This window comes from Flavobacterium bizetiae (genome assembly GCF_024271895.1).
GTDB lineage: Bacteria > Bacteroidota > Bacteroidia > Flavobacteriales > Flavobacteriaceae > Flavobacterium > Flavobacterium bizetiae.
Genome location: NZ_CP091861.1, coordinates 1,533,780 through 1,546,232, shown reverse-complemented (window position 1 = coordinate 1,546,232; position 12,453 = coordinate 1,533,780). Strand labels below are relative to the sequence as shown.

At 33.0% G+C, this 12,453-nt stretch carries 10 protein-coding genes; 7 read left to right on the top strand and 3 right to left on the bottom strand.

Annotation, left to right across the window (positions count from 1 at the left end):
- Positions 1-44: 44 nt before the first annotated feature.
- The gene (trxA, locus tag L0669_RS06915) at positions 45-362 is read right to left on the bottom strand and encodes a thioredoxin (protein ID WP_041516662.1); all 318 of its coding nucleotides are present in this window, start codon (positions 360-362) and stop codon (positions 45-47) included.
- Positions 363-606: 244 nt separating this feature from the next.
- Here trxA and L0669_RS06910 point away from each other — a divergent pair, with 244 nt between their 5' ends.
- From L0669_RS06910 to L0669_RS06890, 5 genes are all read left to right on the top strand, one after another.
- Positions 607-3,072, top strand: coding sequence for an AsmA family protein (locus tag L0669_RS06910; protein ID WP_263762307.1), 2,466 nt, complete (start codon positions 607-609; stop codon positions 3,070-3,072).
- 221 nt (positions 3,073-3,293) lie between these two features.
- Positions 3,294-4,520, top strand: coding sequence for a DNA cytosine methyltransferase (locus L0669_RS06905; RefSeq protein WP_263762304.1), 1,227 nt, complete (start codon positions 3,294-3,296; stop codon positions 4,518-4,520).
- On the top strand, positions 4,508-6,661 hold the full coding sequence (locus L0669_RS06900; protein WP_263762303.1) for a sensor histidine kinase: 2,154 nt from the start codon (positions 4,508-4,510) through the stop codon (positions 6,659-6,661). The genes L0669_RS06905 and L0669_RS06900 overlap by 13 nt, the downstream gene beginning before the upstream one ends.
- A gap of 4 nt (positions 6,662-6,665) precedes the next feature.
- Positions 6,666-8,027: a hypothetical protein gene (locus L0669_RS06895; RefSeq protein WP_263762301.1), complete on the top strand. Its 1,362-nt coding sequence runs from the start codon at positions 6,666-6,668 to the stop codon at positions 8,025-8,027.
- A gap of 30 nt (positions 8,028-8,057) precedes the next feature.
- Entirely contained in the window at positions 8,058-8,474 is a 417-nt protein-coding gene (locus tag L0669_RS06890) for a very short patch repair endonuclease (RefSeq protein WP_263762299.1), read from the top strand.
- Positions 8,475-8,595: 121 nt separating this feature from the next.
- Here L0669_RS06890 and L0669_RS06885 read toward each other — a convergent pair whose 3' ends face one another.
- The gene (locus L0669_RS06885; RefSeq protein ID WP_173969685.1) at positions 8,596-8,829 is read right to left on the bottom strand and encodes a hypothetical protein; all 234 of its coding nucleotides are present in this window, start codon (positions 8,827-8,829) and stop codon (positions 8,596-8,598) included.
- Positions 8,830-9,333: 504 nt separating this feature from the next.
- On the opposite strand from L0669_RS06885, the gene L0669_RS06880 reads away from it, so the two are divergent.
- A complete protein-coding gene (locus L0669_RS06880; RefSeq protein ID WP_263762297.1) occupies positions 9,334-9,648 on the top strand; it encodes an HPF/RaiA family ribosome-associated protein in 315 nt (104 codons plus the stop codon).
- 100 nt (positions 9,649-9,748) lie between these two features.
- Here L0669_RS06880 and L0669_RS06875 read toward each other — a convergent pair whose 3' ends face one another.
- Positions 9,749-10,405 (bottom strand): oxidoreductase, encoded by a 657-nt coding sequence (locus tag L0669_RS06875; RefSeq protein WP_263762295.1) that lies wholly within the window; start codon positions 10,403-10,405, stop codon positions 9,749-9,751.
- A 682-nt stretch (positions 10,406-11,087) separates the two neighbouring features.
- Here L0669_RS06875 and wrbA point away from each other — a divergent pair.
- Positions 11,088-12,251 carry an NAD(P)H:quinone oxidoreductase gene (gene wrbA / locus L0669_RS06870; protein WP_263762293.1) on the top strand — a complete coding sequence of 388 codons (1,164 nt, stop codon included), beginning with the start codon at positions 11,088-11,090 and terminating at the stop codon, positions 12,249-12,251.
- Positions 12,252-12,453 lie beyond the last annotated feature (202 nt).

Sequence of the window (12,453 nt, the reverse complement as noted above, 5' to 3'; positions counted from 1 at the left end):
TTGACTTTCGCCAAACCTCTTTTATATAAATCATAATCTTACGATTACAACAAAGCGTCTAAACTATCTGCGTAGGTTTGTTTCGGAGCAACTCCTACTTGTTTTCCTACTACTTCACCGTTATGAAAAACCAAAACGGTAGGTATGTTACGCACACCATATTTTGCAGCGAATTCCTGGTTAGCATCTACATCTACTTTACCAACAACTACTTTACCTGCATATTCTTCGCTGATTTGGTCAATGATTGGACCAACCATTCTACAAGGACCGCACCATGCTGCCCAAAAATCTACCATTACTGGTTTATCTGATTTCAAAACTACTTCATCAAAAGTAGCATCTGTTATTGCTAATGCCATAATTTCTTATCTTTTAAAATTATTGTCTGAATTGTTTCGTTTCAAACTAGAGTACAAATTTAAAAATTAAATACTAATCAAACACCATTCTTAAATTAGTTTTAATTATAAATGCATTGTCATTTATTATATAAATCCCATGTTGCAGAATAGTAATCTTTAACCTACAATGCATTAAGACGTATCTTTTTAAAATAACGTCAGTTTTTTACCTTATCTTTAATGATCCAGAAAATTCTTCGAGATGACAGCAACTTTACTCCACATAAAAAACTTCTTTCAATCTGTTCGTTTTAAAAAATATGCCAAACGTTTTGGCTTTTTTATTTTAGGACTTATTGCATTGCTGCTAATTGCCTGTGGTGGATTATCGATTTATTTTAATCAAAATAAAACCGAAATCATCGCCAAGATCAATACAAAAATCAACGAAAACATCAACGGAAAATTTCATATTGGCGACTTTCATTATAAGTTTCTAACCGGTTTCCCCAACTTTACTCTGGCCTTAAAAGATGTCGAACTTAAAGACAATCAATGGGCAACGCACAAACATACTTTGTTAAAAACCAAAGAAATCGAAGTACGCCTGAACGTTTGGAACTTATTACAAAATGAAATCAACATTCATAAAATCCTCATAAACGACGCCGATATCTATGTTTATAAAGCCGAAGATGGTTACTCGAACGCTGATATTTTTAAACCTAAAAAGAAGAAAACTCCCGAAAATAAATCCGACAGAGAAACTACAATCGATCAGGTCGACCTCAACAATGTTCATTTTATTTTAGACAATCGCCTTGGTCATAAATTATTTGATTTTGATGTTGCCAGTTTAAAAACAAAAGTAAATTACGACGGCGACAATTGGCAAACCGACGTTTTTCTCGATACTAAAATCAAAAGTTTGGCCTTTAATACTGTACACGGAAGCTTTGCCAAAGAAAAGCAACTTACCGGAACTTTTAATGTTTCGTATGCCTCACAAAAAGAACGAATAGACGTTGTAACCAAAAATCTAAAAATAGGCACAGACGGTTTTGATATTATTGCCTTTTTTAATTTAGCTAAAGGAAATGCCCTATTCGGAATCAATATTGGGACAACTATTTTATGGCAAAATGCTTCTAATTTATTATCAGGAAACATTAGTTCTAAACTAAATCGCTTTAATTTAAGTCAGCCTATCGATGTAAATTGCGACATAAAAGGAGATTTTAATGCCGAAGGAGATCCCAGAATTGTGGTTCAGGCCATCATAAAAGACAACGAATTGAGCATTCCGGACGGATTAATCAAAAAATGCCATTTCAAAGGGATTTTTACCAATAATTTCAAACCAAAAGACGGTTACAACGACGCTAATTCCGCCATTATCTTGACGAAATTTGCAGGTGAGTATGAGAATATTCCGCTTACCATTCCGCAATTATCAATTAATAATCTCGAAAAACCATTGGCAACCGGAACCGTAAATTCTGATTTTGATGTTACCAAACTCAACCAGATAAGCAACGACAAATGGATTCAGTTTACCGAAGGTCATGCCAAAGCCAACCTAAAATTTCAGTTTGATATTGTCGATTTATACATTAACAAACCCAAATTTATTGGTAATGTAAATGTTGAAAATACGTCGTTTGATTTTATTCCCAAAAAAGTTCATGCCGAAAAAGTAAACATTCAGCTTGACTTTACAGAACAAGCTTTGCTGATCAAAAAAATCACTTATAAACACAACAAAAACACCATTATCATCGACGGAAAAATCAATAATTTCCTGAACTTATATTATGATGCTCCCGAAAAAATGGTCGTAAACTGGAATATTTACTTTCCTAATCTTGACCTCAAACAATTTCTGGGCGTTTTGGCCTCATCGCAAAAAAGTAAAGCCGTTGCCAAAACAAACAAGAAGCCTACAATGTCCAATCAAATAAGAACCGCAATCGACAAATGTTCTGTAGTTATCGACATCAAAGCCGACAAAATAAACTACAACAAACTAACCGCAACCCATACTACCGCAACCGTACAAATGATCGACTCGAAATTGATCATTAAAAACGGTTCGTTGCAAACTTCCGGCGGAAGCATCACGTTTAACAGCGAAGTAAAACCAAGCGGAAAAAACTTTGCTTTTAGTTCGAACGCGCAAGTAAATCGGGTTGATATTGCGAGTTTCTTAAAATCGTTCAACAACTTTGGCGTTACCTCTTTTAGTCCGCATAATATAAAAGGAAAACTCAGCAGTCAGGCCAATGTTACCGGATTCATCAACAGCAATGGCGAGTTAATCACCAATTCTATGCATGGTAATCTAACTTTCAATGTCAATCAGGGCGCTTTGCTCAACTTTGAGCCTATCGTAAAAATTGGCAAATTTGCCTTTCCATTTCGCGATGTCAAGAATATCACTTTCAGCGATTTATCCGGCAATCTCAAATTACGCGGAGAACAAGTCGATGTGAATAATTTCACCATTAGTTCCAGCGTTTTAAACCTCGATGCCGAAGGCATTTATTCCTTTGGCCGAGGCACCAATCTCGCCCTCACCATCCCCTTGCGAAACTCTAAAAACGACATCAAACTCGCCACCAAAGCCGAACGCGACGCCGTTCGTGACCGCGGAATTGTTCTGCATCTAATTGCCTTAGATAGCGATGATGGAAAAATGAAAATTAAATGGGGGAAGAAGGAGAAATAAATTTTTATCATAAAAACACGTATATATACTCTATTATAACTTTTTATTTATTAATACACTTGTCTATAGAAAATTCTAATGTATTACGGTTTTCCATAAAATATAATTAGTTAATGAAGTATATTTGTTTTAAATTCAATTATCTATTTTAAATAATTGAAAGAAAAATTTTATTAATATTGAAAAAGCACTTGAAGTAAAAATTCAGGAACTATTTAATTATGGAGAATAATCTCAATTTTATTGATTTATTTGCCGGGGCATCTGGTATGTCTGAAGGATTTATAAAGGCAGGATTTAATCCTGTATCTCATATCGAAATGAATCCTGAAGCCTGCTTAACTATTAAAACCAGAGCTGCATATCATTATTTAAAATCAAAAAATAATCTCGATTTATATTACAAATACATAAAAAGTGAAATTACACAAGAAGCTTTTTATAAAAAAATTCCAAATGAAATTCTTAATTCTGTTTCAAACGTAGAAATTAATGACGACACAATTGCCGGGCTTTTTGAAAAAATAAAACAATCTGGAAAGACAATTGATCTAATAATTGGCGGACCTCCATGTCAGGCATATTCGTTATTAAGAAGACATCAGGATAAAATTGAAAAAGATCCCAGAAATAAATTATACATACAATACGGAAGATTTCTTAAAGAATTTAAACCAAAAGCATTTGTATTCGAAAATGTTCCGGGATTATTAACAGCAAACAAAGGAGAACATTTCAAAAACCTAAAAGCTTATTTTAGAAGAATTGGCTACGAAGTTTATCATGAAACTTTAATTGCTTCAGATTTTGGAGTTTTACAAGCTCGTAAAAGAATAATTATTGTTGGCTGGAAAAAAGATAATGATTTTGGATTTCCAGAATTCAAAAAAATAATTCAGCAATTTAAAGTGAATGATGCTTTTCAGGATTTACCAAAACTAAAACCTGGCGAAGGATTTAAAACAACAAAATATACAGAAACAAAAAACGAATATCTTGAAAAATTCGAATTACGAAATGGTGTAGATTTCGTTACACAACACATTTCAAGACCTCATAATTCAAGAGATTTAGCTATTTATAAAACAGCGATTCAAAAATGGAATAAAGGACAAGAAAGATTACGTTATCCTGATTTACCCGAAGAATTAAAAACACATAAAAACGAAACTTCATTTACAGACCGATACAAAGTAATTGACGGATTAGGAATTTCTCATACCGTTGTAGCGCACATTGCGAAAGATGGTCATTATTATATTCATCCCGACGAAAAACAATGTCGTTCTATATCTGTACGTGAAGCTGCAAGATTACAATCTTTTCCAGATGACTTTTATTTTGAAGGTTCACGATCAGCAGCGTTTAAACAAATTGGTAATGCGGTTCCGCCCCTGATGGCTAATGCAATTGCTAAAAAAATGAAAGAATTATTATGTCAGATATAATAAAAAATGACGATAAAAAATCTTTGGTTAGTTTCAAACCAAGAGCTCGTTTACTGATTCAACTTGGAGACCAACTTATTAAAAATGAAAGCATTGCATTAGTAGAATTAGTTAAAAATTCTTATGATGCAGATGCAAACATTGTTAACATATACATGGAGAATCCTGAAAATCAAGAAGAAGGAATAATTATTATAGAAGATGACGGCTTTGGAATGAGTCCAGAAATCGTTGAAAATGTTTGGCTTGAACCGGGTGCAGATTTTAAAAGTGAACAAATTAAAAATAATAAAACATCCCCAAAATATAATCGTTCACCTATAGGAGAGAAAGGAATTGGTCGTTTTGGTGTTCATAAACTGGGGAACATCATCGAACTAACAACAAAAGCAGATGGTTTTAATGAAGTTTATGTTGAAATAAATTGGGAGGACTTTAATAATTATAAATACCTGAATGAAGTTCCTATTAATATTATTGAAAGATCTCACCCCCAGCATTTTAAAGATGGTAAAACTGGAACCAATATTATCATTAAAAAACTACGAAAAAAATGGGAAAGAGGTATGGCACGAGAAGTCAAACGCTCTATAACTGCCTTAGCTTCACCTTTCAAAAACAATGATTCTTTTTTACCAACATATGATATATTAGATAAACCAAGATGGTTTGATGATTTATTAGAGTGGGAAGATGTTAAAGATTATTCCTTGTTCAAATTTACAGTAACAATGAACGATAATTTAATAACAGATTTTAAATATACTTTCACTCCATGGTTAACAATGAATAAGCTTTTCCCTAGAGAAATAGATATTAATGATAATCTAGTAAAAACATTTAAAACCCTAAAATTTAAAAATGAAAACGGAAAGGAAGAAATTTTTTCCCTTTCAAATTATAAAATTGGAGAAGTCATATTTGAAGGCTATGTTTTTGATCAAGATCCATTTCTTTTAAAAATGGGCGTATCAGACAAAATTGGTTTTAAAAAATATTTAAAATCAAACGGAGGTATTAAAGTTTTTAGGGACGGATTAAGAGTTTACGATTATGGTGAACCTGAAAATGATTGGCTAAATTTAGACTTTAGAAGATTTCAGCAACCTACAAAAGCAATTAGCAATAACTTAATTTTAGGGGCTGTTTATTTAAACAGAAAAGACAGTCCAGATTTACATGAAAAAACCAATAGAGAAGGTTTTGTCGAAAATGATGCATATAAAGCTTTCAGAAATTCTATTTTACATTCTTTAGACATAGTTGAAACCTTAAGATTTACGGACAAAAAAAAATTAAAAGAAACCTATGGTCCTACTCCAAAATCAGCTCCTTTAGCTACTACAATAAATGAAGCTAAAAACTATGTTGAAGATAAAATAAAAGATAGTGAAGTAAAGACCCAAATTCTAAAATATCTTAACAAAATTGAAGGAGATTACAGAAGAGTTAGTGAAAATTTACTTAAAGCTGCTGGAGCAGGATTAAGCATGTCCGTAGTTGTTCATGAAGTGGAAAAAATTTTATTTGAAGTAGAAAAAGTTTTAAAAACTGAAAAAGCTTCAGATAGAGTCTTAAAACTCGTGACTCACCTATCTTCATTAATTGATGGATATGCCGAAATAATTAGAAAATCAAGTCAAACATCAGAAAACATTTCACAAATAATTGACCAAGCTATATTCAACACGGAATATAGATTAATGTCACATAAGGTTGAAGTTTTTAAGCAATATAAATCTTACAAAGGAAACAGTAAACTTAAAATTGCTAAAAATCTTTTAACTGGAACAATTATGAATATTGTAGATAATGCAATTTATTGGTTAGATCAAAAATCTTTCACTTCTATTGAAAAGAAAGAACCCTTTATTAAAAAACTATTTATTGACATTACCGAAGATGAAAATTCAATATATCTAATAATTGCTGATAATGGTACAGGTTTTTTAATCCCGACTGATGATATAACAGAACCTTTCGTATCTGGTAAACCCGGAGGAATGGGACTGGGACTTCACATCTCTAATGAAATAATGGAAGCTCAAGGAGGGAGAATGATATTCCCTAATGAATCTGATTTTGAAATACCTAGTGAATTTAAAAATGGCGCAACAATAGTATTAGCTTTTAAAAAATAGTTTTATGAGTTTACCAATAAATGGACGAATTGCAATTATAGATGACCAAATTAGTCATGCTGGACCTTTAATTAACATTCTATCGCAAAAGCAATTACCACATTGTTACTACTCAGGTGAAGAAATTTTCCTACCCCAAGAAAATGATAATTATAATGATATAAGGATCTTATTTCTTGACATAAATCTTATAGACGATCGTGAATACGAAAATAAAGTATTAAAAGGAAGGCTATTACCTGTTTTAAACAGAGTAATTTCTAAGAAAAACCATCCATATGTAATAATTTACTGGAGTAGACATGAAGATCATAAAAATCTTATTGAAGAAGAAATATTTAATCAAGAATTAAGTGATCGAAAACCAATTGCCTTTCTATCCGCCAGTAAATCTGATTTTTTCAATTATGATGGCACACCAACGGATGAATTTGAAGAAAAAATAGCAACCCTTTTTGAAAGAATAGATACTGCTATAGATGTCCATTCTGCATTTAATTATTTATTAGATTGGGAAAATCAAATTCATGAATCAGGAGACAGAACATTAGAAGATGTTTTTAGTTCAATTAATCCTTTTCCTGATTGGACAAGCAACGCGAATTACATTTTAACAAAATTAGGAGCTAGCTACTCAGGAAAAATTTACAATAGTTTAAGCGCCGAAAATAAGATTAAGAGCAGTACAAATGCCTTAAACATTATTTTTAATGATACTATAGAGCATCTATCAAATACTAGTAAAATTTCAAACGCAAAAACGTTGACTTTACCCATAGGCAAAAATATTAATGGAATAGGTTTAATTAATAGAAAATTATTAACATCAACAGAAACTTTACCCACAAGTTTTTCTGGTACAGTTATAGAAGATGATCTGAGAAATCATAAAGAAATTTTTGAAAAAGATTTATTTAATAATATTTTAAACATCAAGAAATTAGAAGAAATAATTAAGAGCGAAAATCCTGGAATTTCAAAAAGTCAAATATCAAAAAAAATAAGCCTTAGGAGGGAAGAAATAAGAACAGATTGGAAAAAGATATTATTAATTACAACTCCTCTCTGTGATTTTGTTCAAATGAAATTTAAATATAATCGAATCGTCAAAGGTTTAATGATTAAAAGTGAATATTTAAGCTATATAGATGATAAATCAGAAGCTATATTTATCTCGCCTTCATTTAATTATAAAAATCATGATTATATAATTATCCTTCATTTTAAATTCTTCTTTACCTTAGAAAAATTTCCACCAAATAATAAATTAAAAGCAATATTTAGAGTCCGTCAACAATTATTGGCAGAAATTCAATCAAAGCTTGCAAGACATATAAATAGGCAAGGAATATTATTTGTTGAATAGAAATTAATATTATAGTACAAGAATTATAAAATGGATGTCCATAATCCAGAACAACGCTCCAAAAACATGCGTGCCATCAAAAGCACAGCAACAAAAGCCGAAGTAACGTTGGCAAAAGTATTATGGAATCTAGGTTACAGATATCGAAAAAACAACAAAACAGTTTTCGGCAAACCGGACTTTACTTTTAAACAGTTAAAAATTGCCATTTTTGTAGATTCAGAATTCTTTCACGGGAAAGATTGGGAAACCCGAAAAAAACCACAAACCAATCCTGAATTCTGGATCAAAAAAATCGAACGGAATATGCAAAGAGATATAGAAGTCAATGCATATTTAGAATCTCAAAACTGGAAGATTTTGCGTTTCTGGAGTAATGACATTAAAAAGAATTTAGATTCCTGTATTGTTGAGATTCAAAACGCAATTACAGAAAGACAAGTTTGATAATTGGTGCGGGGCTTCGACTTCGCTCAGCCTGACAATTCTTCGTAATTATAAGGCAGGCAGAAAAAGCAAACCACAAAATAAAAAAGCCACTATTCGCAGTGGCTTTTCTCATTTTTAATTATTCAACATCCAGATAAGGATTTAAAATTTCGGCTAATTCGTTTAGCCAATAGAAACCTTGTTCCAGATTTATTTTTTCGGTTTCGAGGGTTTCACAATCTCGCATCATGCTTAAGGCAAGCATGTAATTTACTTTGCGGATGTTTTTTGCCATCGTTTCTGGATCAATTGATTTACTGAAGAAATCAGTTAACCGCAATTGAGTTTCTTTTGAAAGGGTGTTTGTACTCATAATCTCGAAATTTAGGAAATATAAAACCCGTATGGGTTAGCTGTCCTACGTCTTTCGAGAACACGTTGCAGTTGTTTCCAATACCGCCAGCGTACCATACGGGCAAAAATTTTTGTTGTGTTCATAATCTCGATGTTTAGGACTGCGAAGATACCAAAAATCACTTTATTTGTGCGGGTTTTCTTTAGCAATTTAAAAGGGTATCGATTTTTGGGGCTTATTGTTGCGTGGGGCTTCGACTTCGCTCAGCCTGACAAATTCGACTACGCTCAGCCTGACAATTTCGACTTCGCTCAGCTTGACAATTTCGACTTCGCTCAGCTTGACAAATTTGGTACTTTTTTATTTCTTAAAGGACAAACTTTGTGGAGTTTCTTGTGTGATTGCTTCGTTCCTCGCAGTGACAAAAAAAGCGTAATTATTTTCTTAATGTTTTATTAACTGACTTGGCTTTTCATTCTAAAAAAGATAGCTTTGAGAAACAATCATTAAATATAAACCGATATGAAAATTCAAATCAATACCGACAAGAACATCGAAGGACACGAAAGATTAGCAGCTTATTTTTCTGAAGAATTAGAAAAAGGTTTAGCTCGTTTTGAAGAAAAAATAACCCGCATTGAAGTACATTTTGGAGATGAAAACGGAGAAAAATTCAGCGTAAACGATAAAAAATGTGTAATCGAAGTTCGTATTGCCAACTTACAACCCTTAACCGTAACAGAACACGCAGATACGCTTGAAAAAGCTTTTAGCGGCGCTCTTGCAAAAGCAAAAAAATCACTTACTACGACTTTCGAAAAAATGAAAGCGCATTAATTTATATAGTATCAAAATCTAAAAATGGCATTATCTCTAATTCGGATAATGCCATTTTTTATACCGGAAAACATTGGACTAAAACATAAATAAATTGGTATTATTTGAGTAAGGCGGTCATTTCTTCCCAATGCAATATTTTGACTTTCTCGTTTAGTGTGTTCGCACTTTTTACCATTGCTTTGGCGATATCGCTTGCTTCGATTCCTTTGTATTTATTTATTCCTCCAACAAATAACGGGTTGATGAATTTAAAAATTCCGATGAATACTTTTTCAAGAGGTCGGCTTTCTTTACGGTCTCCTAAAATCATTGATGGGCGAAAGATATACGTATGATCAAGATTCAAATTGATAATATCTTGTTCAGTTTCGCCTTTCATTCTGGTATAAAATATCGAAGACTTTGCATTCGCGCCAATTGCCGAAACTAAAAAGACTGATTTTGCTCCGTTTTCTTTTGCCAGTTGTGTCGCCAGAACTGGGTAATCATGATCGATTTGATAATAGAGTTTTTTATCGGGTGTTTTCTTTTGTGTTGTTCCAAGCGCGATAAAAACTTCATCTACATGAATGTCTTTTACGACTTCTGGCATTGTATTAAAATCACCAATTAGCGTTTTTAGTTTTGAATGCTGAATATTTAGCTCTTTTCTAACCACAATTATGACTTGTTCATAATTGGCATTATTGAGTAAAGTTTCCAGAATATAAGATCCTACTAATCCGCTTGCTCCGTATACAATTGCTTTTTTCATAAGTAAGGCGATTTGTTTCCTCGAAGTTAAAAATTTTTGCCACAGATTAAAAGGATTAAAAGGATTAATATTTTTTGTTTCACGGAGATTAAACGGATTTTTATTTTTCAATCTTTTTAATCTGTGGCAACAAAACTCTATTTTCTATGTGCTAAATATTCTCTCGCAGATTTTGCAGATAAAGCAGATTTTATTTTTTAATCTGTGATTATAAACGTTCATAATATGTTGCTCTGAAAGAGCTCTAGCAACAGCATGGTGCGAAGCACTATGAATGAAGATGAATTTTATTTAAGCCCTGAAAGGGCGAAAGCCTAATTTCAAAGGGAAGGTTTATTCTATTTTACATTATTTTTTATGAGAAACTGCGGTTTTCCTTAATCTTTATTGTCTATTTGCTGTTGCCCTTTCAGGGCGATTTTAACTCTTGATTCAATTCGTAGTGCGTTGCACTACGCTATTGCTTTTAGGGCTTTCAGCCTACTTTAAAAAGTTTTTCAGACTCTCGATTTATTAAAACATCTGCAACAAACAACGCATAGCAAAATACGATTAACATAATAATAACGCTTTTTGACATTGTAAGAAGTAATTTTGCAATCCCAAAAGAGAAACCTGGTTTTTGAAATAAACCGAGTTTCTTAATTGAGATTATCCATTACAAATTATAAAAAAGTACCTCATGAAAAAGCAACTACTCGTATTATTAATCGCAGTATTTATAGGCTTTGGCGCAAATGCGCAAGTAAAATCATCGGAAACAAATGTGCTGGTTTTGATCTATTCTCAAAACGGCGGAACTTATAAAATGGCAAAAGCTATTGCCGAGGGAATTCAGGAATATCCGAATACTAAAGCGACTTTAAAACGTGTTCCTTCGATAAACACAAAAGAAAAACTAAATGCTGAGGTAGAGAAATTACCAATTGCAACCATCGAAGAATTAGCCAATTATGACGGAATCGCTTTTGGAAGCCCGGTTCATTTTGCGAATATTAGTGCTGATATGAATTACTTTTTCAGCCAGAGTATTCCGCTTTGGACTTCGAGAGCTTTAGAAGGAAAACCAACAACTGTATTTATGTCGGCTGGATCCGGAGCAGGAAAAGAAGCAGCAATTTTATCTTTCTGGAATATCCTGGCGTCGCACGGAATGGTGATTGTACCAACCGGAATTATGGGAACGGCAACTTTAGACAAAACAGTTCCACAAGGAAATACTCCATTTGGCGCAACTTCGCTGGCCGGATCGCCTGTTGGAACCCGCCCTTCTCAAAGCGAATTGAATCTGGCTAAAGAACAAGGGAAGGCTTTGGCAAGAGTGGCTTCGGGATTGAAAAACACAGAGAATATAAAGTCTGTAAAAACAGCATCAGCAGAAACTAAAATTGATATCAACAAAACTTTAAAAGACAATAATATCGTACTTCCTGAAGCACCTAAACCGGTTGGGAATTACGTTCCCTTTACGATTTCGGATCATAAAGTATATATTAATCAAGTGGCGCTGAAAGACGGAAAGATCTTAAATCCGGGAAAAGTTGGTGCAACGGTTACAGAAGATCAGGCTAAAGAGGCAACGTATCAAACGATGCTAAATGTTATTGCAGTTTTGAAAGAGGCTTGCGGTGGCGATTTGAACAAGGTAAAACAATGCGTGCAACTGACAGGATATTTTAATACTACTCCGGAATATACACAACATGCCGCTCTTATGAATTCGGCTTCGAATTTGACGGCTTTGGTTTTTGGTGAAAAAGGAAAACACGCGAGAGCAACAATTGGTGCTACTTCGTTACCAATAAATTCGGCTGTAGAAATTCAGGCGATTTTTGAAATTGAATAAAGAGGAAATTTTACCGCAATCCCGATAGCTATCGGGAGCAAAGGATTACGCAAAGGTCGCGAAGTTTTGTGAATTATGCTTTTGCTTTGAGATCGCAAAGAGATTGTGTTTAAAAATATTAGACGCACTGCTGTGTGTCTCTACGGAAAATTGGAACGTATATTATATTAAAATGACATTTCGACTAGAACGACAAGAGTAC